This is a genomic window from Arthrobacter sp. NPDC057013 (assembly GCF_042674585.1).
Lineage (GTDB): Bacteria > Actinomycetota > Actinomycetes > Actinomycetales > Micrococcaceae > Arthrobacter.
The window spans coordinates 180,346-203,624 of sequence record NZ_JBHUSE010000001.1; the positions used below are offsets into that span (position 1 = coordinate 180,346).

A 23,279-nucleotide genomic window follows, 5' to 3' on the forward strand; every position below is an offset into this window, starting at 1 on the left:
TCAGCCCTGCGGGTCGGCCGGGGTCTGCCCGGACAGGGAATGCACCGCCGACTGGATGCTTTCGTCGTTGTTTTCGACGTTCTCCATGTAGAGCCGGCCTGCCGTTATCAGGCCGCCGGTGATTTCAAAGAGGGTTACCCCGCGGGCCCGGAACCGCTGCCCATCGGTGCGGTTTCCGGTCCAGGACCATTCGCTCCACGTGAGGTTTCCGTCGTCGACTGAGCGGAGCAGGTCAGCGTGGAAGTCGGGAATTCCGGCGAACATCGCCTGCCAGTTCGCGTGCATCTGGGCGCGGCCGACGAAGGCCCTGCCGGGGTGGGCAGGCTGCTCGCTGCGGTAGTCCTGATGGAAGAGCGCCGCGGCGCCCTCGAGGTCGTGGGCATTCATCGCCGCCGCCAGTCGGTCCACAACACCGCTCATCAGTCCGCCGTTTCGCCCTCTTCGGCCGGTTGGGTTTCCGTGGGCTCCTTGAGGCGTTCCTCGTCGGTATTTTCGGGTGCAATGACGGGGGAAAGCGCGTCGGCCAGCAGATCCGGGGTGCCTTCGTCGCGGTCCGGATCCGGAGCATCATCGGAGGGAACATCGCTCATGCCCTCACGATAGGACTCGCCTTCAGGCCTGTCGAGGCATGCGGGCGTTTGGGCGCGTGGAAGCGGTCGAAAGAGAAGGGGGCCGTGCTGAATTCAGGCGACCGCGGCATCTAAGGGACGGCGGCGGCTGGGGGGGGCCGCCCTGGTCTCAGACAGGCGACACCGCCGCCGGCCCAGCCCCGGTGGTCGACTTAATTATCATCCCCGCTTGATCCAAAAAGAAGTGGGAGCTGGCGCTTGGCTATCAAAACTCCACACCCCCCAAACTGGTGGCCCGGGGCAACAGTAAGGCAACGGTTCGGTAGCGGGGACCAGCTTTTCCCAAGTCCGTGCGCCGAGAATCAGGGGGTCCCGACGGCGGACAGCGCCTATCCAACGCCGGGCATGGCAGCCGGACCCGCCAGCATTCCCCCCAGCCGGATCCGGCTGCCGCTCGCACCATGCACCCGGGCGCCTCCCGGCCAGAATCACGCGGCCTAGATAAATTTCCGCACCCGCCCCCAGCCGGGATCGTGCGTGTGGGCCACCTCCACGTCGTTCCGCGTCCGGGCAAAACGGTCGAAGCTGTCCCGTCCGTTCTGGTCCTCAGAGTCGCTGTAGTAGTGCAGCACGCGGAGTCCGTTGGACGTTTCCGAAGCCACGACCCTGCCTCGGGGTCCGAGCGCCGACTCCAGGTCCTTTTCGAGATGGAGGAGTCCCATCAGCGCCTCTCCGTCCGGCAGTCCATCGTCCGGCAGGCCGTCATTCCCGGTCCGCCGGTAGCTGATCCGGACAGCGGTGTGCAGGTCCAGCAACGGGTGGTCGACCCACCGCAATGGCCGCAGTGCACAGACAATCACCCGGTGCCCCGAGGAAGTCTTGGCCTCCCGCATCGTCCAGCGGGGGTCCGGGTTTCGGGTTGCCACCGCCTGGAAGAATTCGGGAACGACGGCGGCGGGCTGGCTGTCGCGGGGATCAGTGCGGGTCACTTTGATGGCGCCGACCCACCGTTGGACATCGTCTTCGCCGAGCATCCAGTCCACCAGCAGGCGCGCCGCGTGGCGGCAGTCGTTCGTGCCCATACCCCTGAACGCCGGGTGGAAAACGGTGAGCGCTGCCAACGCGCTTCGGTCGTCCCAGTCCACCGCAATCCGCGCCAGCCCCAGGTCCACGTCCTCGCCCAGGCCTTCGAGGGTGCCGGTCAGCATGTCCGGCTGCGCCTGCCTGGCTGCGGCGAATTCCCACGTCTCGGTGGGCGGGGGAGCAGCCCGCCGCCACCGCTCGGCCAGGACCCGCAGTCGGGGATCACCTCCGCCTGAGACGCAAAGCCGGTTCCGCGAACGGGCGCCCGGGCCGGTCTCCCAGCGCAGATCCGGGTGAATCGCCATCACCATGGCGCCGATCATTTCCGGGAGGTCGCCGTAGACGCCGGTCATGACGGCTGCCGTGATGAGACCGGCTCCCGCCACAGACCACCACCGCCAGAAAGCGCCCACGGCTTCCGTCTCCGCTGCATTGTTCCGCTGCCGCACCAACTCCATCGGACCTCCTCGTCGTTCCGGTGTTCGCGCCAACCAATCCTGTTGAAGGATGATGCAGCCGCAGACTCAAGAAGAAGGCAACGTAGCCGCAGGTTCAGCGCAAGAGTTATTTGGGTGCACGGGAGAGCCGAACCTCGCGGGGACCGGCCGGGTACCCACGGTGGCGGCTGGCGACCATGATGACCAGCGCCACGGCCAGGGGAACAGCCGCGGCCAGCGGAACGTAAAGCGCGCCGACCGTGCTGAGGGCCAGCGCCCCGTAGGCGGCACCGACGGCGATGCCCAGCTGGATGGTCACCACGGCCAGCCCGTTGGCGGCGTCCTTGTGCTCGCCGCCCGCGCGGAGGATCGCGGCCTGGTTGTAGATGCCGGCGGCGCCGAAGGTGATGCCCCAGAGGGTCAGGAGTGCGAGGCTGCCGGTCCACGTGCCGCCGAGCGCGGGCAGCAGGGCGAAGCTGGTCAAGAGCAGTGCCACCCCGGCCAGGATGGAGCTCCGCGGCCGCGCGTCCGCCGTGAGGCCGGCGATCCAGATGCCCACCAGGCTGGCGGCGCCGATGACAGACAGCGAGATGCCGGTGGCGTTATCGGGCAGGCCCGCGGCCAGGAGGAAGGGGGCGATGTAGGTGAACAGGGCGAAGTGGCCCAGGAGCAGCAGCGGCCAGGCGGTGGCGACGGCGATGACGCCGGGCAGCGCCATGGCTGCCCGCAGCGACGGTGCCCCGTCCCGGTCGGCGTCGGATGCCGGGGGCAGCAAACGGATGGCCAGCAGTGCGAGGAGCGCGGCGATCCCGGCCAAGACAACGAAGGACGTGCGCCAGGACAGCACGGACCCCATCATGGTGCCGAGCGGGGCGCCGACGGCCAGGGCGATGCTGTTGCCGCTGAACACGATCGCCATCGCCTTGCCCACAGAATGCGCCGGCACGATCCTCGCGACGTACGGGGCCATGCCGGACCAGAGCAGGCCGTGGGCCACGCCGCCGAGGAGCCGGGCGGCAACTGCCAGGCCCAGGGTGGGGCTGGCGGCCAGCAGCACGTTGCTCAGCGCGAAGGCAAGCACGGTGGCGATCAGCAGCGTCTTGCGCGGCATCCGCGCGCCGAGCAGCCTGGACAGGGGGAGCGCCGTGATGACAATGACGGCGGCGTAGGCAGCGGTCAGCGAGCCGACGGCCGATTGGGCCACGCCCAGATCGCGGCTGATCTGTGGCAACAGCCCCGATGGCAGGAGCTCGGTGGTGACGGCGGTGAACCCGGCCATGGCCAGGATGAGCAGGCCTGCCCGCGGGATCCTGGCGGTGCGGGCCGGCAGGTCGGAGGGGGCGGAGGGTTGGCCCGATGGGGCCTGGGGCGGGGTGCCGGGTCCGGAGAGTTCTTGGGTCACGTATCTTCCTGCAAGTTTCGTAATGGGTTCGCTTATCCGTCGCCCCGGCTGGAACAGCCGACGGCGGGCCGGCCCCTTAAGGGACCGGCCCGCCGTCGGGCGTTTATCGCCTTAGAAGGTGGCGGAGTCAATCACGAAGCGGTAGCGCACGTCCGAGGCGAGGACGCGCTCGTAGGCTTCGTTGATCTTCCCCGCGGGGATGACCTCGATCTCCGCGCCGATGCCGTGCTCGGCGCAGAAGTCGAGCATCTCCTGGGTTTCGCGGATGCCGCCGATCATGGAACCGGCGAAGGAACGGCGTCCGCCGATGAGCGCGAACGCGTTAACCGGGAGCGGCTCGGCCGGTGCGCCGACGTTGACCAGGGCGCCGTCGAGGGACAGCAGCTGCAGGTAGGAGCTGATGTCGATCGAGGCGCTGACCGTGTTGATGATCAGGTCGAAGCTGCCCGCGAGGGCTTCGAACGTGCCGGCGTCGCTCGTGGCGTAGTAGTGGTCCGCGCCGAGGCGCAGGCCGTCTTCCTGCTTCTTCAGCGACTGGGACAGGACCGTCACCTCGGCGCCCAGGGCGTGGGCGAGCTTGACGGCCATATGGCCCAGCCCGCCGAGTCCGACAACGGCGACCTTCTTGCCGGGGCCGGCACCCCAGCGCTTCAGCGGGGAAAAGGTGGTGATGCCGGCGCACAAAAGGGGAGCGGCGACGTCGAGCTCGATGCCCTCCGGAATGGTGACGACGAAGTCCTCGACCACCACCACATGGGTGGAGTAGCCGCCCTGGGTGATGGTGCCGTCGCGGTCGACGGCGCCGTACGTGCCGACCATTCCCTTCAGGCAGTACTGCTCCTCCCCGGCGAGGCAGTTGGCGCACTCCTTGCAGGAGTTGACCATGCAGCCGACGCCCACCCTGTCGCCGACCTTGTGGCGGGTCACCTCGGAGCCCACCTCGGTGACGATGCCGGCGATCTCGTGGCCGGGTGCGAGCGGGTACTGCTGCGGGCCCCAGTCGCCGCGGACGGTGTGGATGTCGGAGTGGCAGATGCCGGCGTACTTGATTTCGATGAGAACGTCGCGCGGGCCGACGTCGCGGCGTTCGATGGTGGTGGGGATGAGGTCTTCGGAAGCGGAGGGCGCGGCGTAGGCGTTGACGGTAGGCATGGTTCTCCTAGGTGTCGGTGTGGGTGGAACGGGCCGCAGATGAAAGCGTTCGGCCGTCTCTTCATCTACTGAACCCCATCGCGGTGGCGTGAGGCAGACCCTGCTGTTAGGGGTAACCACAGGAACCCCCAAGTCTCTTCCCTGTTTCACGCAGCAATTTCATTTACCGCGCAGCGGAGGTGACTTGTTGATATCTACCCTAGGGACACCGCCGTGAAACGTGGGAGTCCCTGTCAGTGCCTGTCACGCGCCGGAGTGTCGCCTTTACTGTGGGAGTAGGCCTTACGGCGCGGTCAACGAGCAGGAATGGAGCAACCGGAGTGGCGAGAATATTCATCACCGGTTCTGCCGGCGGACTCGGCCTGAACGCCGCACGGGCCCTGATTCAGCGGGGCCATGACGTGGTGCTGCACGCACGTCACGAGTCGCGTTTCTCCGATGCCGGCGCGGTCCGGGACCAGGCCGCGGGGACCGTCGTCGGGGACCTGGCCGACCTCGCCGAGACGGTGCGTGTGGCAGAACGGGCAGGCGAGTACGGCCCGTACGATGCCGTCATCCATAACGCCGGCGTGTACAGCGGCAGTGAGATCTTTTCGGTGAACACCGTTGCGCCGTACGTGCTGACCGCGCTCATGGACCGGCCACGCCGCATGGTGTACATCAGCAGCGGCATGCACCGGTGGGGCACCCCTGACCTGCAGGGAATCGACTGGAGGAACGCGGGCCGGAGGGCGGCGGCCTACTCGGACAGCAAGCTGTACGTCACGGTGCTCTCGGCCACCGTGGCCAGGCGCTGGCCGGACACCGAAAGCAACGCGGTGGATCCCGGCTGGGTTCCCACGCGGATGGGCGGCCGCAGCGCACCCGATGACCTGGAGCTGGGGCACGTCACGCAGGTATGGCTCGCCACCCGGGATTCTGCAGGGGACCGCGTGTCCGGAGGCTACTGGTTCCACCAGCAGCGCCGCGAGCCGCATCCGGCCGTGAATGACGAGGCGTTCCAGGCTGAACTGCTCGAGGCGCTGGAGCGGTACACGGGCTTCGCGCTTCCATAGCCCCTCGGCCGCACAACCGGCCCTCCGCCGCTCGGCCGGCCGCACAACCGGCCCTCGGCCGCTCGGCCGGCCGCGGCCCGGGCCGGTCGAGAGGGGCAGGGCCGGTTGTGCGGGAAGGGCGCGTCAGCGGCGGGTGAGGAGGCCGCGCACCAGGGTCAGGCCCTGGCCCAGGTTGATCGAGGGCAGGTACGCGCGGGTGATGGCGTTCGCGATCGCGGGCAGGGCTGCCGCGTCCGGATAGAGCAGGTACATGGGCTCGTAGTCGGGCTTGAACTTTGCCTTGAACGCCAGCAGGGACCTGAACCCGTACACCGGTTCGAGCGCCGCGCCGAGCCAGTCGAGCATCCGGTCCAGTCCGCCGTTCGCGTCGGGCCCGCCACCGGAGGCCCCGCCGGCGGAATCCCTATCAGCACCCGATGCAGAAGGCACCCGCGCCAGCGGTGCCCCGGACAGGCTCATGAACTCGCACCCCTCGTCCTGCAGGCTCAGCGCGGCCGACGCGATGAGGAAGTCGATGCTCGCGCGGAAGCCGTCGCCGCGCCGGCGCATGAAGTCGAGCGTCCAGCCCACCACGTACCCGTTGCGGTATACCGGAAGCCAGGACGCCACTGCGTGGACGGTGTGGTCGGCGTCGATCGCCAGCAGGCAGCGGACTTCGGGGTCGTCCAGCTCATCCAGGCTGCCCAGCGTGAAGCCCATCTCCGGGACCTTCTTGTCCGCCACCCACTCCTCGGAAATCGCCTCGATCTGCGCCTGGACAGCAAGGGGCGCACGGGCGAACGTGGTCCATTCGGCGCGGATGCCGGCCTTGGCCGCCCGGTTCAGCGCGGTGCGGATGTCCTGGAATTTCTTGCCCCGGAAGGACACCTCGTCCAGCCGCAGCACGGTTTCCTGCGCCACCTGCACCGAGCCCCAGCCCAGGGATCCGGCCACGCCGCGAAGTTCCTCGGCCACGAAGTAGAAGCACGGCGTCCATCCGCTGAACCGGCAATGCCGGGCGAACTCTGCGAACGCCGCTTCCCGCTCGGAGCGCGGCCCCACGGGCGGCCCGAGCGCCACGGCCACCCCGCTGCGCACCCGGTAGGCGATGAAGCTCGAGCCGGAGAACCAGTAGCTGTTCCCGTCCCACGTGGTCATCCAGGAGAGCGAGCCGCCGCCGTGCGACTTGAGGATCCTCCGCGCCCGCTCCTCGTCCGCGCTGTGCCGGCCGTGGGCCGGACGCAGGAATGTCCGGAGCAGCAGTGCTCCGGTCCAGGCCCAGAACACGACGCCGATACTTTCGTAAAGCACGACGGCGGCGGTGCTTTCCGGGAAGAACGCCGGTGAGCGGTCCACCAGGAAACCGAGGGGCAGGAACCTGTCCGGGACGTCCGCCAGCAGTTGGACCAGTCCGGGCACAGGCGTGAATCCGGCGGCCAGGAGAAGGCCCAGGCCCACATACACAGCGCTTAGCAGAACCAGGGCAACCACAACCCGGCGCGCCAGCCGCAGGTACGTTCCGCGGGGTGCTCGCACCGGGAAAAGGTTCCGGCCGGCCAGCAGGAGCACGGTCAGGAAGACTGGCAGGAGCATGGGCAGCACCAGGCTGAGCGGGTGCGAATATCCGGACAGCTCGATCCCGCCCACACCCTCGCGCGACGGCAGCCCCGGACCCGGCGGCGGCAGGAGCACCCCGGCAATCGTGACGGCCGCCAGCAGCGACAGCGAGGCCTGGATCAGGAGCGCGCCGGCCCAGGCGAACCGCCGGCCGCGCCGCAGGCCGTCCGCGAACAGGAGCAGCAGGAACGAGGGCAGGATGGCCATGAAGATGCCGCCCGCCCCGGCCCGCAGCTGCAGCTGGGCGGCGGCGCAGTCCCGGAGGCCGGCGGGGCGGGAACAGGACGCCTGCAGCGCCGCGGGGTCCACGGGCTGGATGTTCGTGAACAGGAACTTGAGCACGGAAAGAGGCCCGACGGCGTGCGGGGCCAGCCCCGCGACCACGGGCCCGACTGCCGCGACGGTCAGGAGCAGTGCCATCAGGATCCGGGCCTCGTGCCGGGAGACGGCCGGCCGGCCGAAGCGCGGCCGGCGGCCCACCAGCACCGGACCAAGTAACCCTCCTGCCGCGGCGGCGCCGAGCCGGACCAGGTCCTCGAAGCCGCCGGCATACATCGCGAACAGCAGCACCACGGCCAGAATCACCACACGGATCCGCCGCCGCCACAGCGTGGAAAGCGAAGCCGTGGCAGCCATCGCGGCCGCACAGGCCAGTGCACTCGGCCCCAGGAAGAAGTGCCCGCTCAGATCCCGGATCCAGCTGCCCATCAGCCCCCGGGCCACAGGGAGGAACCCGAGCGTCGCCCCGATCCCCAGTACGTGCCCGGCCAGCGCCGCCGAGGCTAATTTCAGGGATCCAAAGCGGCGTTCCAGCGGGAGCCCGGCGAGCAGCACCACGAGTGTGCCCACGATGTACCCAGCCAGGTCCCGCTCCCAGAAGGCGGAGAGCAGCAGGGCATACCAATGGTCCGGCACCGAACGTGAAGTCACTTCGACGTGCGGCAGCAGAAACGGCAGGCCGGAGCGGATGCCCGCGGACAGGGCGCCAGTCGCCCAGAAAAGGACAACGAAGGTGAGGGTAGCTGGCGAGCCGCGCAGCACCCTGGCCCATCCCGCGGGTGTCCGGTAGCCGGGGGGTGCCTGTCGTCCCGGGTCCGGCTGGCGCATGGGTGAATGGTCCTTTCAAAGGGCTATTCGATTGTTCCACACGCGAAGCCAGGAGAAAGCGGACGCCTAGTGCCCGGCCGTGTGCGTCGCGGCGGACCCGGCAGCGGCGGACTCGGTCACAGCGCCCCCGGTGCCGTCGGCGTTGAGGACCCGGTAGCGGGTCATCATGCCCGCGCTGATGTGGTCGTTGACATGGCAGTGGAACAGCCAGGTTCCCACGTCATCCGGCACCATGTCCGCCACCACCATGCTCGCCGGCAGGAGATTGACCACGTCGGTGCGCATGCCGAGCGCCGTCACCGTGTTGCCGTGCCAGTGCGGGGTGTGCAGGTCCACCTCGGTGCCCATGCCCATCAGGTACCAGCGCACGTGCTCGCCCTTCTTCATGGTCATGGTTTCGACCGGCTGGTTACCGAAGACGTAGCCGTTGATCGAGTGCATCATATTGCTCTCCTGGAACCCCTCATCGTCAGTCTTCACGGTGGAGGGCTTGCCCGTGAACTTGTCGATGTTCTCCTGCAGGTACGGGCTGTTGTTCTCGTTGCTGACCTTGAACTGCAGGAAGAACTCGCGGTCCACGTCGTTCGGGGTACCGTCCGGGCGGGCGTTGCTGGCCCTGGTGATCACCATCGGTCCCACGAGTCCGGAGTAGTCGTCCGACACCTCGTCGGTGTGCGAGTGGTACATCCACATCACGGAGCTGCCGTCCATCGGACCCGGGCCCGCCCGCTCCGGCACCTCGTAGCTGTAGGTGTAAGTGACACCCGGGGCCACGCCGTCGTCGTTCTTCGCCGCGCCGGACGTGCCGTCCGCGTAGGGGGCGCCCTCGCTGCTCTTGTCGTAGAACACGCCGTGCACATGGACCGACGCCGGCCGGTCCAGGTTGTTCTTGAAGACCACCTTGATGGTGTCCCCGACGACGCCGCGGATCACCGGGCCCTGGAAGCCCAGGTGCTCCTCGGCGGCCGTGCGCTGCTTGAGGGTCTTGAAGGTGGCATCGGTGTAGGCCCGGTAAAGGGACTTCATGTACGTACTGCCGATCCGGTCCGGCCCCTGCTTGGTGAACACCGACGCTTCCTCGTCGAAGGGTTCACCGGTGATCTGGTTCTTGCCGGTGGGCGCGTAGTTCCACTCCACCTTGTCCGCGGCGATGTAGTACGTGCGGGTCTGCGGCACGTACGGTGCGGCGGTGCTGACCCGGGCGGTGGCACCGGATGCAAAGAACAGCGGCGCCAGCGCGGCCAGGATCCCCATCAGAATCGTCCCGATGACCCAGACCGGCGGCACCGCATGAGACCGCCGCCGCACCCTGAATAGTCCATGGTTCTCCATGGCGTTTCCTCCCCTGATTAGTTGCCCGCCGCAACGGCAGGCTCGATGCACAGGAAGCTAGGAGGGCGCGCTTGTGAATTTCTTGGGGGACTCAAGTAGGTGGGTGGACCACCACCCAGCTGGGGGAAGGGCCAGGAATCCGAGCAGGCTTTTTCCAACCGGTGGAGTAGAAGGTTGGCCTCGGCAACCAAATGTTGCCTTTGCTGCCCCGGCAAAGAAGAACCTACGACGCCGGTCCGCCCCACACGCGGGCCGCGCACCCGAGCCTGTCACCACCGCACGCCACGCACCCTCATGAGCGCAGGAACCCTGTTCCTGCATGTCCCGCACAGGAACAGTTCCGCTTAGGAACCGTTCCGCCCAGGAACACCGGCACCTCCGAAAGGACCAGCCATGAGGACCACCAACGTTCGGCCCAAAACGCTTCGAAATGCCACCATTCTCTGCGCCGCCGCCGGCCTGATTGCCACCGGCGGGGTCGGCGCCGCCCTGGCGAAGGGAGGCGGCGGCGGAACAGCCAAGCCGCCCAAGGGGATCGTGTCACCGTGGGTAGTGCCCACGCTGCCCACCCCGCCCTTATCCGTCCCCGCAGCGCAGCTGCACGGCTTCGACGACACCGGCCTGGCCCGCAATGCCACCGTCGACGGCAGCGCCTGCCCTACGGCGGACCCGTCCGACTTCGGCGGCACTGTGACCATCAACGGTGTCGTCGTCACCATTCCCTGCAACCTCATCGTCCAGATGCCCGCCAACACGCTGACCTGGGCAGACTTCGTCCACGGCACCGGCGGCAGCGCCCCGCTGGCCGTGGACGGCCTGGAGCTGAGGGCGGTGGGCAACATGGTTGGTGCGAAGCACATCGCCGGCCTGGCCTTCGTCTCCCAGCAGTCGGCGAACACCGGCCGCGGTGAAATCGCCGGCATCGACTACGCCAACGGCGCCCTGAAGATCGCCAACGCGGCCGGCGGCACCGTGACCGTGCAGCTGAACGACCCCAAGATCGCCGGCCTGCACGACAGCGCGGGCGCGGACACGGGCCGGTTCAGCAACGGCCAGTCGCCCGACAACCGCTTCAGCGTGGACCAGGACAACCCAACCGTGCACGCCGCCACCGGCTACCCGATGTGCATCCCGCGCACGGATCCCAGCGTGAAGGACGATCCGCTGTGCCCGCAGAAGAACCGCCCGCTCGCCCCGGGCTGCCGCAACTTCAGCATTGCGGGCGTCGCCCTGCCGGCCAGCGGCGAGCTCAGCGCCCCGGCGCCAGGGCAGAAGTACTGCTCGCAGTATGTGATGCCGGCCTTCACCGGCCTTCCGACGACGGGCCCGGACCCGTCGCAGCAGGCACCGTTTGAGATCGGCGACTACGTGGACTACTCGGGCACGCTCTTCCACGGCACCGAGGACTACATCTCCGCACACACCATCGAGGCCAACCTGGGCATCTACACCCAGCCGGGCACCCAGCCCAGCTACCTGGCGATCGGCGCGTTCGGCGTCGGCACCGCGGATCCGCTGGCAACGGCGGTCAACGGTGCAGCGCAGGAAACCCAGGACCGCATCTTCCTCGAGGCCGAAACGACGGACGTGAAGACCGCCGTCGACATCTACTACGAGGACCACAACGCGGACGGCTCGGTCCGCAACCGCTGGATCACGCCGTTTGAAATGACCGGCGAGAACGGTGTTCCCATCAGCGGCCCCACCGGCGGTATCACCACCCAGAACACCGGGGCCCAGCCGCAGCGGGCACGCCTGCGGGCCACCAAGGCGCCGAACGGGCTGCTGAGCCAGCCGGGACGGACCGTCCGGGTGGGCGTGCGCAGCCTCTGCCTGCCGACGCCGGTGAACGTCACCACCACCACGATCAACCAGGCCGCACTCGACGCGTGCTTCAAGAACGCGCCCACCCGGGCCAACGGGCTCCAGCCGGGGCAGTACATCGCGCCGGTGTTCGAGTACATCTTCCCGGAGAACGTGATGCCGGGCGCTCAGATTGTGCCGAACGACCTCTGGCACCTGCCGTTCCTCGTGAACGGCGAGGGTACCGGCAACACCGCGGCCCTGGTTCCGTCGCCGTGGTGACCGGCACGCTCTCATGAACCATCGGTCGGTTCTGTGGCGGGGACTCGCTTCGGCGGTCCTCGCCACTGCCGCGCTCGCAGGATGCAGTGCGGCGCCACAGGTAGTGCCGCCCGTCACCGCCTCTGTGGGGACTGCGCCGGCGGCAGCGAGCCGGGCACCGGCTGCTGTTCCGCCGTCGTCCTCTATTCCCGGGAGCACGACGGCGGGTGCGGCTTCCGCTCAGGCCGGCGGCCGGCGTCGTGGTTCTGACGGTGACGGTGAGGGCGGGGAAGGTGCCCGCACACTGCCGGCCCTGCCCGCGGACTGGCCGGCTGACGTTCCCGTTCCGCCCGGCCAGCTGCAGGGGTCGGGCGGGACCGCCGGCGCGTGGACGGTGCTGCTGACAATGTCTGGTGGCGCCGATGACGTGCTCGCGTCGGCCGAGGCGTTCTACGAGTCGAACGGATTCAGCCGCACCGGCAGCGGTCAGTTGCAGAGGGCGCCGTACTCGGTGGTGATGGTGGCCAGGAACCGGGACCACTCGGCGGCGCAGACGGACCTGACCATCTCTTTGGAGTTTTTGTCCAGATAATCGGACTTCGGGGGCCTTTAGCGACGAATATCTGGACAAAAACTCCGGGTCAGTGCGTGACGAGGGCCCCCTGGACTGCCGTGACGAGGGCCCCCTGGACTGCTGCGGGGACCGGGGCGGGCACCTTGTTCGGGGCGCCGAGGGCGCGGTAGTCCCAGCCGGCGGCGCGGTAGGCGTCGGCGTCCAGGGCGTGCCGGCCGTCCACGATGTTCCGCAGCTGCACGAGGGAGCCAAGCTTGGCGGGGTCTGCGTGGCGGAAGATGTCCCATTCGGTGAGGAGGGCCACGATCTCGGCTCCGGTCACGGCGGCTTCGAGGCTTTCCGCGTAGGAGAGGTCGGGGTAGCTTCGCTTGGCGTTGTCCATGGCTTTGGGGTCGTAGACGGTGACGTTGGCGCCGGCCTGGTGGAGCATGCGGGCGACGTCGAGGGCGGGGGCGTCGCGGATGTCGTCGGAGTCGGGTTTGAAGGCTGCGCCGAGGACGGTGACGTGGACGCCGGTGAGGTCTCCGCAGGCCATTTCGGTGATGAGGTCCACGGTGCGCTGGCGGCGGCGCTGGTTGATGGCGTCAACTTCCTGGAGGAAGCCGACGGCCTGCCCGACGCCGAGTTCTTTGGCGCGGTGGGTGAAGGCGCGGATGTCTTTGGGCAGGCAGCCGCCGCCGAAACCGAGGCCGGGTTTGAGGAAGCGGCCGCCGATCCGGTTGTCGTAGGAGAGGGCCGTGGCGAGCTGGTTGACGTCGGCGCCGGTGGCTTCGCAGACTTCGGCCATCGCGTTGATGTAGGAGATTTTGGTGGCCAGGAACGAGTTCGCCGCGGCCTTGACGAGTTCGGCGGTGGCGAGGTCAGTCTCCACCACCGGGGTGCCGTCCGCGATGACCGGCGCGTAGCAGGCGGCCAGTAATGCGCGGGCGTTGTCTGAGGCGACGCCGAACACCAGCCGGTCCGGGTGCAGGGTATCCTCCACCGCATGCCCTTCACGCAGGAACTCCGGGTTCCACGCGAGTTCCGCCCGGCCGGCCGCGGGGGCGTTCAGCTGGAGGAAAGCGGTCAGCCGTTCCGCCGTGCCCACCGGAACCGTGGACTTGCCGACAACGAGGCAGCCCCTGTCCAGGTGCGGCGCCAGCCGGGCAAGCGCCGAGTCCAGGAAGCGGAGGTCGGCGGCAGGCGAATCGGGCATCTGCGGGGTGCCGACGCACAGGAAATGGATATCGGCGCCGGCCGCGGCCGAGAAGTCGGTGGTGAAGCTCAGCCGGCCGCTGTCCAGCATCCGGCGGAGGAGTTTGTCCAGTCCGGGCTCGTAGAACGGCGGCTGCCCGGTGGACAGGGAACGGATCTTGTTCTCGTCGACGTCGATCCCCACCACGCGGTGGCCCAGCAGGGCCATGCAGACGGCGTGCGTGGCGCCGAGGTATCCGGTGCCGATGACGGAAAGGGAAAGGCCGGCTGTGGGTAATCCAGCTGCGGTTGGCGGGTTGTCCATGTCAGGCTCCTATCGGGATTCGTGCGGGCAGGGCCGGGCCCTGGGTGAGGAGAAGACCGGCCGGCAGGTTGCAGGCGGGCAGATGGCCGGAGGCGAGGTAGCCCGCGGCCTCGGCGCCCCACGGCGGGCGGAACGAGTAGAGGCAGGCCAGCCGGAGCCGGGTTGACGCTGCGTAGGCGCCGAAGCGGTCCGGGCTGACATGCAGGTGTTCGGCCGCCGACTTGACCGCCGCGTGGGCGATGGCATACCGGCGGCTGGTGAGCAGCTTTTGCCGCCACCGCAGTTCCAGGTGCACGTCGAGGTTGGCCAGGTCCAGGGCAGCTTCCGCCCGGCAGGACTCATCGAAATCCAGAAGTGCCGGAGCGGCGCGCAGGACGGTCTGCCCGCCGAGTGCCTGCCCGCCGAGCTCCTGGCCCCCGAGCATTTGCTTGTCGTGCAGGTCTCCGTGGGCCCAACCGACAGGGTCCGGGTGTGCGCCGAGCAGGCTGACGGTGACCGCCTGCGCACGGGCGAGGAGCACGGCGCGGGCGGGAGCAGCCGCGGCGATGCCGTCGCTGTGCCGAAGCCAGTGACCCACCCAGCGCTGCAGGCTCGCGGCCTCCTTTTCGGCATCACGGAGCGGAAGCCGGTGGAGACTGTCCTGGAAGGAAGGACTGCCGGCGGCGGTCACGGACCTTACCCAGGCCTCAGACCACCGCTTCCACAGCGCGGCATAGGCAGCGTCGCTGATTCCGGCCTGGCCTGTCATTCCAGCCTGATCGGTGATGCCGGCCCGGCTTTGCCCCAGCTCGAAGAATGACCGCCCGGCCAGCCGGCTGAAAGCCAGGACATCGGGGCCCACACTGACCAGCCGTGGCGTGTCGAAGCCGCCCTCGATCAGGGCAGCTGCGGTGATGTTGTGGCTGGCGGCTGCGGCCAGTGCCCGGCCGGGGCGGAAGACCTTGATGTATGTCCCGGGAGCCCGGACAACGGCGCGCTTGTGGGCGCGGTGCACCACCATCTCGCCCTTGGCCGACTCTGCCGCGAGGGCGGGAAGCCGGTGATCATCCACGGTGATGGCCTCGAAGGCGCCGCCGCTGAAATGCCCTGCCAGAACACCGTTCCGGTCCGGGCAGCGCACTTCCATGTCGTAGGAACCCGGTGATGTGCCGGGCCAGGCGCGCTGGACGGACCAGACCGTGCCCGCGGCGTCGGTTATCCGGCGGGGGACAGGCGGATGCCAGGTCATGCGATCAGCTCCTTTGCCCGGCCGAGGTGCCAGGTCATGCCGGCGGCCCACTCGGGGAACCGGTCGCGGAAGGGGTCAACACTGCTGTTGAAGAGCCGGTACGCGACCCAGGCATCGACAGCGGCTTGCGAAAACCGACCCCCGGCGTCCAGGTAGCCCTCGGCGAGCAGGGCCGTTTTGCGTCCCCCGGCAGGAGCGCCGGCGCGAGCTCCGCCGGCGCGAGTTCCGCCGTCGGGAACGTCGCTGGAGGGCGAACCGCCCTCCAACACGCCACCGAAAGCCTCTTCGGCGGCGGCGAACGATCCTAGGTCGGCCTCCGCCGCCCCGGTGCCCGCCCGGTCGAAATCGATCAGGCGCACCTCGGAATCTCCCACCAGCACCTGGTCGGGCGAGAAGTCCCCGTGGACCAGGACCGGTGCCCTCCGGGTCCGCTCAAGGACGGCAGTGAGCCTGCTTTCAAGGTCTCTGGCCAGCGGTTCGAGCTCCGGGAGCAGGGCCGAAACCATGCTCCGCGTGGCCTTCAGTTGCGCCGCGGGGCCCGGGTTTTCCGGGCCGGGACGGGTGCCCGGACCATGAGTACCGCCGACTGGAATGGCGTGGAGTGCGGCCAGCGCCTGTCCCGCCGTGTACGCGGCGGCGCGCGCATCGGCGGTGTCGCCGCCCGCGGCGAGGTCCCCTGTACCCCACGCAGTGCTGGCGCTGATTCCGTTGGCGAGGCATTCGGCGTCGGCAATCTGCGGCAGGATGGGGACGCCGTGGCGACGGAGCCGGTTCAGGAATTGGGTTTCGTGCCCGGGGCCGGCGGGCTTGGCCGCCGTTTTAATCACGACGGCGGTGCTCGCCTTGCGGGCTAAAAGGACCAGCCGCCGTTCCGGCTTGTAGCGCAGCACGCTGCTGCCGGTCAGCAGGGCCGGGTATGGCGCGTAGCGGAGGCCCAACCTGTCGATACCGTCCTTCCTCAGCCAGCTGAGGTTCCTGTGCAGGGCCCAGTCGTCCTCGACGCCGCCCACCGCCACCAGGGTGTCCGGGTGCCCGGGGTCCGGCCTGAGGATGCGCATGTCCCCGCCGCGGCTGCGGGCGGTGTGTTCGCGTTCCAGGAGTTTGCCGCTGCTGGCGGGGGAGCGGGTCATGGCCCAGCCGTAGTCGAAGCTGCCGTTGCGCACGCGGCGGAACGCCACCAGCAGGGAGGTGCCCGGCTTGTAGCGGACGCGCGTGACCCGGACGGCTTCGCCGAGCAGCTCGGAGAGGCGGCCGTTGTCCAGCAGGTAGGGGAGGCCGGCAAGCGCGGCATCGCGGCGGGCGAGGGAACGTTCGGCGTGCGCCACGCGGGGTGCCAGGGTGATCATGGCACGTCCACCCTGACGGCGTCCGAAGCACCAACAGCGACGGCCGCGGGACCAGCGCCGTCGAGCCGGTCACGTTCATCCACCCGTGCACCAAGCCCCTGCTCCTCCATCCACTGCGCGAACCGTGAGCCGGTGTCCAGGAGCAGGTCCTCGGGGCGGCCGGCCTCGATGACGCGGCCGTGCTCCAGCCAGATGATCCTGTCGCAGGAGCGCGCAGAGTGGGCGTCGTGGGTGATGGTGATGGACGTGCGCTCGCGGGTCAACGCCGCGAGCGCCTGCAGCACGGAGTTCCGCGACACGGGATCCAGCCCGGCGGTGGCCTCGTCCAGGATGACGATGGGCGCCTGCCGGAGGATGGCCCGGGCAATCGCGATCCGCTGCCGCTGGCCGCCCGAGAGATCCTTCGCCGCCTCGCCCAGCACGGTGTCGTAGCCGTTGGGCAGGGCGCGGATGAAACCGTCGGCCTGGGCCAGGACGGCGGCCTCCTCGATCTCTGCGTCCGTCGCGTCCAGCCGGCCGAAGCGGATGTTGTCCCGCACCGAGGTTCCGAAGAGGACGGAGTCCTGCAGCAGGATGGACACGTGCGAGCGGACCGACGCGATCCGAAGGTCGCGCAGGTCCTCGCCGCCCACCCGGACGGACCCGGTGCTGGGGTCAATCATGCGCAGGATCAGTGAAGCCAGCGTGGACTTGCCGGCGCCGGAGGGGCCCAGGATGGCGACATGCTCGCCCGCCGGAATCCGAAGGGTGATCCCGTGCAGCACGGTTCCCTCGCCGTGCCCTGCGGAGACGTTGTCCAGCACGATGTCCGGGGCGGCGGACCGGAGGGGCCGGGCGTGCGGAGCCTCGGGCAGGTCCGTCTGGGCTTCGAGCAGGTCCGCGACGCGCTCGCCGGAGGCGGTGGCGCGCGCGATCCTGCCGGTCTGCTTGGCCAGATCCTTCAGCGGCTTCATCCCGGTCTTCAGGTACATCAGGAACACCACCAGGTCGCCGGGGGTGATCGCGTGCTCCAACACCCGCCAGCCGCCGCCGGCCAGGACAACCGCCGTCGCAACGCCGATCAGCACATCGGTGCGCCGCTCCAGCCCGGCCGCCAGCCGTAGCGCCGCAACGCCTGTGCCCAAGGTGGCCTGGTTGCTCTTGCGGAAGCCGGAGCTGATGGTGTCCTCGAGCCCGTAGGCCTGGACTTCGCGGATGGCGCCGAGGGTCTGCGCAGCGGTGGTGGCGAGGTTTCCCTCACCCTTCCGGGAATTGCCAGCCGCAGCGGTGATCCGCCCGGAACTCGAACGGGACAGGAGCGCGAACACCCCGCCGGCCAGGAAAACCACCAGCGCCAGCAGCGGGTCGAGCCACAGCAGGATTCCGGTCATCAGCAGAAGGGTGAGCATGTTGCCCAGCAGCGGCAGCCCGGCGGTCACGGCCACCTCCTGCAGCCGGGACACGTCGCCCACCAGGCGCTGGACCGTGTCCCCGGTGGACGCGCGGGTGTGGTGGCGCATGGACAGACTCTGCACGTGGCGGAACGCGCGGGCCCGCAGGTCCGACGCCACCCGGGACCCGACCAGCGCGAAACAGATCGCGGACCAGTAGTTGGCCACCGCCCGCCCGATGGCGATCGCCACCACAAAGGCGCCGCACAGCAGCAGGGTCTCAAGGCCCGCTTCCATGGAGGGTCCGGGCTTCCGCAGCGTCGCGCCCAAGGCGCGGGAGACGGCGTCCACCACCATCTTCACCGGCCATGGCTCGATGAGGCGGAAGACGACGTCGAACGCCAGGGCGGAGAATCCGCCCGCCATCAGCCAGCGGTGGCCCTGCAGGTGCGGACGGACGCAGCGCAGCGTCCGCCGCAGCCCCGACTCCGGCCTGGTCGGGACGTTGTTCCGTGCAGCTCTTGACCCCATGGTCAGGCCACGCTCCTCTCGGACGTCAGTGCTTGGCGGATGGTTGCCAGGACGCTGTCCCAGCTGTAAAGCCCGACGGCGGCATTCCTCGCCCGGGCGCCCAGGCCCTGCCGCAGGGCTGCGTCGGCCCCGAGACGCCCCAGGGCGGCGGCAATCGCACCCCGGTCGCCCGGTTTCACCAGCAGACCGGTGCGTTCGTGCTGCAGGATGGACGGAATCTGCCCGACGCTGGACGCGACCACGGGCAGGCCCGCGGCCAGGTATTCGTAGACCTTCAGCGGTGAGAAGTAGTCGTCCCGGCCGGGCTCCGGTGCCGGGTAGGGTGCGGCGGCTGCGTCGCATTCATGCAGCAGCCCGGGCACGGAGCCCGGAGCCACCGCGCCGGTGAACTCGGCGTCCACGCCCAGCTGCCCGGCGGTCCACTCCAGCTCCTGCCGGCACGGTCCGTCGCCAATGATCTTTGCGCGCCAGGAGGGTCCGACCCGGCGGAGGTTGGCCTGGGCCACCGCCGCAAGCAGATAGGCCACGCCGTGCCAGGGCTTCAGCGTTCCCACGAACGCTACGGTGAGGGGGCCGGAATGGTCCCGGCCGAGAAGCCGCGGCGTGATGCGTTCGGTGTTGACGCCGTTGGGCGCCAGAACCGTCCGCGCCCCGGTAACGCGGCCCTCAACCCACCGCACCACGGGCTCCGAAACGCAGGCCACCACGCTGGCCGCGGCGGCGTTCGTCCGCAGCATCCGTTCCGCCAGTCCGGCGTCGTGGAGTTCGCGGTACTGCCGCTGTTCCTCGATCAGCGGGGCGTTGACCTCCAGCACGGCAGGGATCCGCAGGGGCCCGGCGAAGCTAACCATGGCCAGGGCAGGGCTGAAGAGCGAATAGCGCTCGTAGACCACGTCGCAGCCGTCCCGGATAACGGCCATGGCCAGGGCAACTGCCGCTTCGCGGACGGCGTGCTCCGGCTCCGCCCCGGAAGCGCGGCGAGGCAAAATTTCGACGACGGGCAGCCCGGCCAGGTCTGCCGGCCGGTCAGTGCCGGCGCGGGTGCAGTAGACAGTGACGTCTGCCCCGGCCCGGCGCCAGGCCCGCACGATTTCCTGGACGTGGACCGAGGAACCCTTGGTCCCGAAGACGGGGACGCCGCGGTCCGCACAGATGTAGGCGACGCGCATCAGGCCACCGCCTCCGTTTGCGGGGACGGGACATCCATCGCAGCTCCGGTGAGCGCGAGGGGACATTTGCTGCCCTCAGCGCCGGGGCCGCAAGTGTCCGTTCGCGCTTCCGGTGGTGCAACAGGCCGTTGCACAGCTGTCTGGAACGAGAGGCGCCGCAAGGCAGCGGCCTGCCGCCCGGCGTCGTACTCGCGTTCGATGAGCGCCCGCGCATTCCGGGCCAGCAGCGTCCTGTCCGTCCCGGGGGACGTGATCCGCCTGATCGCCCGGGCAAGCAGAACGGGGTCGCCGGGTTCGATGAGGAGGCCGGTGTGGCCGTCGCGGACCACCTCTGGGATGCCGGTGACGGCGGTGGAGACGCAGGGTGTGCCGGTGGCCATGGCCTCGAGCAGGACGGTGGGGATGCCGTCGGCGTTGCCGTCCGCCCCCACCACGCACGGTGCCACGAAAACGTCGGCCCAGTCCAGCAGTTCGTGGATCTGGTCCTGGGTCTGCGGGCCGAGCATCCGGACCTGGCGGCTCAGCCCGAGCCCGTCGATCCCCGACTGCAGTTCCTCGGCCATTAGGCCGCTGCCGGCGATGCGCACGTCCAGACGGACACCGGAAGCGATGAGTGAGGCCAGTGCCGGGAGCAGGTGCTGGAAACCCTTCTTCTCCACGAGCCGTCCGACGGCGGCCACCCGCACCGTGCTGCCGACCGGCCGCGGGTCCCGGTAGGGGAAACGGGCCAGTTCCAGGCCGTTCCGCACCAGGCGGAGCCGCTCGGCCTGCTGCGGAAAGTGGCGGCGCAGGTACTGGAGGTTGTAGTCGCTGATGGTCACCACGTGATGGGCGCCGGCCAGCTTCGCCCGCAGCCCGTCCGGGCTCACGCTGTCGCGGAAAATGTCCGCCGCGTGCGCCGTGAACGAATAGGGGATGCCGGTGATCAGGGAGGCGAGCCGGGTGACGGCGGTCGCGGCCGAGGCAAAGTGCGCATGCAGGTGGCGGGCTTCGCGGCGCTGCAGCTCGGCGGCCAGGTTGATGGCCTGGACGGCGTCGTCCGGGTCGGCTGCGGCGAGGTCCCCGAAAGCCCGGGCCACGTCGCCGGTCAGGCCGGCCGAGGCGGCTTTGCGGAAGCTTTCCCACACCCCGCTGGTGGACTGCGGCCGGCCAACATAGGTGACCGGGGCTTTGATGCGCGCCAGTTCTGGGTGGAACCTGGCGTCGGTGGTGGGGCGGAGGGCGAAGATTTCGATCCGTTCGCCGGCGGCCTCACGGGCAAGGATTTCCGAGACGATGAACGTTTCGGAGAAGCGGGGATACATCTTCAGGACGTAGGCGGTGACCGGCTCAGACTGCAGCACGTGCCGCACCTCCCCGCAGGCTCTGGGCCAGGCTGCCGAGCTGGGCGCCGACCAGCGGCTCGCTGGTGATCTGCTGACTGAGGGGCCGGAGCGGTGCCGGAAGTCCGGACGCCTTGAGAAGCTCGGCGGCCAGCCCCGGAACCCGGGACAGCCCGTTGAGCTGCGCGCCCCGGCGGTCTACCTTGGCCCCTGCCCGGCTCGCGAGCCAGCCTGCCAGGGCGTCCGGCGTCAGCGTGGCCAGTTCATGCTGTTCGAGGTATCCGGCGGCGGCGAGGGACGCAGCCCGGATCCTCTGCTCGCTGCGGGAATGGTCCCGCGGCACGATCAGCGCGGGAACCGCCGTGCTGAGGATTTCGCAAACGGAGTTGTAGCCGCCCATGGAAACCAGCGCGTCGGCGTTGCTGATGTGCGCCAGCATGTCCTCCAGTGCCTTCACAATTACGACGCCGGGACCCGCCGTGCGGCGCAGGTCGCGCCTTTGCGCTTCGGGCATCTGGGGTCCGGCCACAATGAGGTGCCCGAGGCCGGCGGGCAGCGGGGCGGCCGCTGCCAGCTTTGCCAGCGCGTAGCCGTCTGCGCCGCCGCCGACGGTGGTCATGACGTACCTGCCGGGCATCTTCAACTTTCCCGAACCCTTCGGCCGGCCGGCTGCCAGGTACCCGGTGTAGCTGACCATCCGCCGCAGTGAGAAGGGGATTTCGCCGGTAGCCACGGGATCATGGACGGAGCGGTCGCCGTAAATCCAGACTGCGTCAAAGAGCTCCTGCACCCGGCGGGGACCGCCGATGCCGTCCCATTCGGCGATGGCCGCCGCGGGGGAGTCCAGCACTTCGCGCAGCCCCAGCACCACCCGGGCTTTCCCGCGGGCACGGAGCTTGCGCAGGGCTGCCTCGAGTTCCAGATGGACGCCTGTCGCGTGCCGGTCCACGATCACCAGGTCCGGGTTGAAGCCCTGCAGCAGCGAGTCCAGCAGCTTGCCTCGCAGGGAGACGAGGTCCTGCATGGGGACGGAGAGGTTCCGGGGCTCGTAGCCGTCCGCGCCTTTCATGACGCCGGGCAGTATCACCCAGTCCCACCCTTTGGGGATGCGGAACCCCGGCGCGAGGGCAGTTCCGGCCACCAGCACACCGGTGACCGGCCGGCCGGTCAGGCCGGGCAGCTGGCTGCTCAGGGCGCCGGCCAGCGCGAGGTTTCGCCGCACATGTCCCAGCCCGAGAGAGTCGTGCGAATACAAAATAATTCTTAAGTGCTTCATTCCTGGACCCCACAGCCTGCCGGAAACTTCTACTGGAAAATTGACTTACCTGGGAGCCAGGAAAATGCCCTGGCGCCCTGAAAAATGTGCCGCGCGCAACAGGGTCTGTCCGTCTGTGCGGCGCCGCCTGTCTGACGCTTCGAATGAAGTATCCAGGTGCGCGATTTAGAAAATCCTGTGCACGGGTTGGCCCTGAAGGGTGGGCCGTGTCCCCCTCAACCCCTCACTGGTCCCCCTATAAAACAGGAGGTCAGGACGGGGTTTGGGGGATTCGGCTGCGTCGGCCGATGCGGACAGTGGCTGGCGGCGCACATATTTTTCCCTGCGCCCAGATAACTCCCGGGGCATTAGGAATTTTGCGCCGCGCCCATCCTCGCAGCGCCCATTACGGCGGGATTTCCGTTGAGGGGATTCCCCTGGCGGACGCTGTGGGGATGGCTGTTGGCTGCATGGCTCAACGCTAGGGATAACCCGTCGAGGATAGGTGCAGGGATAATCCAAGAATTGTCAAAGATTTCTCAGGGAGCTGCCTGCAAATTCCCAGAAACGCAGGGCCACCCGTGCCGGCGAGGCCGCGGTCAGCGCTCCAAGCGGCGGCCACCCTGTCATGGCCGTCCTGCGGAAAACTTGGAGGCCCCGCGGCTGGCCGGGTCGCCGTCCCTGAATGCGGCCCCCTGATTTCCCGCGCCCGGTCTGGCGCCCCCAGGATGGATAGGGCACCGCCCCTCATCTCTTCTGAACGTTTACCGGCTGATTCCACGACTGCCCGGCAAGGATCGGAGGCACCAAGAAGGGAGCGTGAGGCATGCCGAACCATGCATTGCCGGCACCGACACCGGGTCAGGACAGCGCCGAACAGGGCAGCGGCTCCCGGGGACTGCAGGATCCGACGCCGGCCGCGCTGCCTGTTACGGAACGCCGGGTGGTTGGACTGGCGCTTCGCCCGGTAATGGAGGCGGCGGGCGCACCGGACGCAGCACCGAGCGGAGGTGTTATTTCCCGCCAAATCCAGCGCTTGATCCTGGAAATTCTGACTGACGCCAACACGGATGAGCAGGTCCGGCTGGGGCTGCTGCGGCAGATGGCGGCGCACCCGGGCGACACTCCGGGCGCCATGCTCGCACACCTGCGCGACGTGGCGGACCGCAGTCCGCAGACAGGGCCGTGA

18 protein-coding genes are annotated in these 23,279 nt (G+C 69.1%); 4 read left to right on the forward strand and 14 right to left on the reverse strand.

Annotation, left to right across the window (positions count from 1 at the left end):
* From ACFTSA_RS00890 to ACFTSA_RS00910, 5 genes are all read right to left on the reverse strand, one after another.
* Positions 1-420 (reverse strand): nuclear transport factor 2 family protein, encoded by a 420-nt coding sequence (locus ACFTSA_RS00890; RefSeq protein WP_377948750.1) that lies wholly within the window; start codon positions 418-420, stop codon positions 1-3.
* Entirely contained in the window at positions 420-590 is a 171-nt protein-coding gene (locus tag ACFTSA_RS00895) for a hypothetical protein (RefSeq protein ID WP_377948752.1), read from the reverse strand. The genes ACFTSA_RS00890 and ACFTSA_RS00895 overlap by 1 nt, the downstream gene beginning before the upstream one ends.
* Before the next feature lie 476 nt (positions 591-1,066).
* The gene (locus ACFTSA_RS00900) at positions 1,067-2,110 is read right to left on the reverse strand and encodes a hypothetical protein (protein WP_377948755.1); all 1,044 of its coding nucleotides are present in this window, start codon (positions 2,108-2,110) and stop codon (positions 1,067-1,069) included.
* Between the two features lie 106 nt (positions 2,111-2,216).
* A complete protein-coding gene (locus tag ACFTSA_RS00905) occupies positions 2,217-3,491 on the reverse strand; it encodes an MFS transporter (protein WP_377948758.1) in 1,275 nt (424 codons plus the stop codon).
* A 111-nt stretch (positions 3,492-3,602) separates the two neighbouring features.
* Entirely contained in the window at positions 3,603-4,643 is a 1,041-nt protein-coding gene (locus ACFTSA_RS00910) for an NAD(P)-dependent alcohol dehydrogenase (protein WP_377948760.1), read from the reverse strand.
* 320 nt (positions 4,644-4,963) lie between these two features.
* On the opposite strand from ACFTSA_RS00910, the gene ACFTSA_RS00915 reads away from it, so the two are divergent.
* Complete coding sequence (locus ACFTSA_RS00915; RefSeq protein WP_377948762.1) at positions 4,964-5,698, forward strand: SDR family NAD(P)-dependent oxidoreductase; 735 nt, start codon at positions 4,964-4,966, stop codon at positions 5,696-5,698.
* A gap of 123 nt (positions 5,699-5,821) precedes the next feature.
* Here ACFTSA_RS00915 and ACFTSA_RS00920 read toward each other — a convergent pair whose 3' ends face one another.
* Both ACFTSA_RS00920 and ACFTSA_RS00925 read right to left on the reverse strand, forming a co-directional pair.
* Entirely contained in the window at positions 5,822-8,401 is a 2,580-nt protein-coding gene (locus tag ACFTSA_RS00920; protein WP_377948765.1) for a phosphatidylglycerol lysyltransferase domain-containing protein, read from the reverse strand.
* Between the two features lie 66 nt (positions 8,402-8,467).
* On the reverse strand, positions 8,468-9,733 hold the full coding sequence (locus tag ACFTSA_RS00925; RefSeq protein ID WP_377948766.1) for a multicopper oxidase domain-containing protein: 1,266 nt from the start codon (positions 9,731-9,733) through the stop codon (positions 8,468-8,470).
* A 393-nt stretch (positions 9,734-10,126) separates the two neighbouring features.
* Here ACFTSA_RS00925 and ACFTSA_RS00930 point away from each other — a divergent pair, with 393 nt between their 5' ends.
* Positions 10,127-11,818 carry a hypothetical protein gene (locus ACFTSA_RS00930; protein ID WP_377948769.1) on the forward strand — a complete coding sequence of 564 codons (1,692 nt, stop codon included), beginning with the start codon at positions 10,127-10,129 and terminating at the stop codon, positions 11,816-11,818.
* Positions 11,819-11,831: 13 nt separating this feature from the next.
* On the forward strand, positions 11,832-12,389 hold the full coding sequence (locus ACFTSA_RS00935) for a hypothetical protein (RefSeq protein WP_377948772.1): 558 nt from the start codon (positions 11,832-11,834) through the stop codon (positions 12,387-12,389).
* Positions 12,390-12,438: 49 nt separating this feature from the next.
* Here ACFTSA_RS00935 and ACFTSA_RS00940 read toward each other — a convergent pair whose 3' ends face one another.
* Genes ACFTSA_RS00940 through ACFTSA_RS00970 form a run of 7 tightly spaced genes read right to left on the reverse strand, consistent with a single transcriptional unit; the run spans position 12,439 to position 22,111 of the window.
* The gene (locus tag ACFTSA_RS00940) at positions 12,439-13,869 is read right to left on the reverse strand and encodes a UDP-glucose dehydrogenase family protein (RefSeq protein ID WP_377948775.1); all 1,431 of its coding nucleotides are present in this window, start codon (positions 13,867-13,869) and stop codon (positions 12,439-12,441) included.
* A 1-nt stretch (position 13,870) separates the two neighbouring features.
* Entirely contained in the window at positions 13,871-15,097 is a 1,227-nt protein-coding gene (locus ACFTSA_RS00945; protein WP_377948778.1) for a hypothetical protein, read from the reverse strand.
* Positions 15,094-16,443 (reverse strand): phosphotransferase family protein, encoded by a 1,350-nt coding sequence (locus tag ACFTSA_RS00950; protein ID WP_377948780.1) that lies wholly within the window; start codon positions 16,441-16,443, stop codon positions 15,094-15,096. The genes ACFTSA_RS00945 and ACFTSA_RS00950 overlap by 4 nt, the downstream gene beginning before the upstream one ends.
* Entirely contained in the window at positions 16,440-18,344 is a 1,905-nt protein-coding gene (locus ACFTSA_RS00955) for an ABC transporter ATP-binding protein (RefSeq protein ID WP_377948782.1), read from the reverse strand. Before ACFTSA_RS00955 ends, ACFTSA_RS00950 begins: the two co-directional genes overlap by 4 nt.
* 2 nt (positions 18,345-18,346) lie before the next feature.
* Complete coding sequence (locus ACFTSA_RS00960) at positions 18,347-19,513, reverse strand: glycosyltransferase family 4 protein (protein WP_377948784.1); 1,167 nt, start codon at positions 19,511-19,513, stop codon at positions 18,347-18,349.
* Positions 19,513-20,856 (reverse strand): glycosyltransferase family 4 protein, encoded by a 1,344-nt coding sequence (locus ACFTSA_RS00965; protein ID WP_377948785.1) that lies wholly within the window; start codon positions 20,854-20,856, stop codon positions 19,513-19,515. The genes ACFTSA_RS00960 and ACFTSA_RS00965 overlap by 1 nt, the downstream gene beginning before the upstream one ends.
* On the reverse strand, positions 20,843-22,111 hold the full coding sequence (locus ACFTSA_RS00970; RefSeq protein ID WP_377948787.1) for a glycosyltransferase family protein: 1,269 nt from the start codon (positions 22,109-22,111) through the stop codon (positions 20,843-20,845). Before ACFTSA_RS00970 ends, ACFTSA_RS00965 begins: the two co-directional genes overlap by 14 nt.
* 805 nt (positions 22,112-22,916) lie before the next feature.
* Between ACFTSA_RS00970 and ACFTSA_RS00975 the strand changes: the two genes are divergently transcribed.
* The gene (locus tag ACFTSA_RS00975; RefSeq protein ID WP_377948790.1) at positions 22,917-23,279 is read left to right on the forward strand and encodes a hypothetical protein; all 363 of its coding nucleotides are present in this window, start codon (positions 22,917-22,919) and stop codon (positions 23,277-23,279) included.

Coding starts and splice junctions, on each gene's coding strand:
- ACFTSA_RS00890 (WP_377948750.1), bottom strand. CDS start 420: ATGAGCGGTGTTGTGGACCGACTGGCGGCGGCGATGAATGCCCACGAC.
- ACFTSA_RS00895 (WP_377948752.1), bottom strand. CDS start 590: ATGAGCGATGTTCCCTCCGATGATGCTCCGGATCCGGACCGCGACGAA.
- ACFTSA_RS00900 (WP_377948755.1), bottom strand. CDS start 2,110: ATGGAGTTGGTGCGGCAGCGGAACAATGCAGCGGAGACGGAAGCCGTG.
- ACFTSA_RS00910 (WP_377948760.1), bottom strand. CDS start 4,643: ATGCCTACCGTCAACGCCTACGCCGCGCCCTCCGCTTCCGAAGACCTC.
- ACFTSA_RS00920 (WP_377948765.1), bottom strand. CDS start 8,401: ATGCGCCAGCCGGACCCGGGACGACAGGCACCCCCCGGCTACCGGACA.
- ACFTSA_RS00925 (WP_377948766.1), bottom strand. CDS start 9,733: ATGGAGAACCATGGACTATTCAGGGTGCGGCGGCGGTCTCATGCGGTG.
- ACFTSA_RS00930 (WP_377948769.1), top strand. CDS start 10,127: ATGAGGACCACCAACGTTCGGCCCAAAACGCTTCGAAATGCCACCATT.
- ACFTSA_RS00935 (WP_377948772.1), top strand. CDS start 11,832: ATGAACCATCGGTCGGTTCTGTGGCGGGGACTCGCTTCGGCGGTCCTC.
- ACFTSA_RS00940 (WP_377948775.1), bottom strand. CDS start 13,869: ATGGACAACCCGCCAACCGCAGCTGGATTACCCACAGCCGGCCTTTCC.
- ACFTSA_RS00945 (WP_377948778.1), bottom strand. CDS start 15,097: ATGACCTGGCATCCGCCTGTCCCCCGCCGGATAACCGACGCCGCGGGC.
- ACFTSA_RS00950 (WP_377948780.1), bottom strand. CDS start 16,443: ATGATCACCCTGGCACCCCGCGTGGCGCACGCCGAACGTTCCCTCGCC.
- ACFTSA_RS00955 (WP_377948782.1), bottom strand. CDS start 18,344: ATGGGGTCAAGAGCTGCACGGAACAACGTCCCGACCAGGCCGGAGTCG.
- ACFTSA_RS00960 (WP_377948784.1), bottom strand. CDS start 19,513: ATGCGCGTCGCCTACATCTGTGCGGACCGCGGCGTCCCCGTCTTCGGG.
- ACFTSA_RS00970 (WP_377948787.1), bottom strand. CDS start 22,111: ATGAAGCACTTAAGAATTATTTTGTATTCGCACGACTCTCTCGGGCTG.
- ACFTSA_RS00975 (WP_377948790.1), top strand. CDS start 22,917: ATGCCGAACCATGCATTGCCGGCACCGACACCGGGTCAGGACAGCGCC.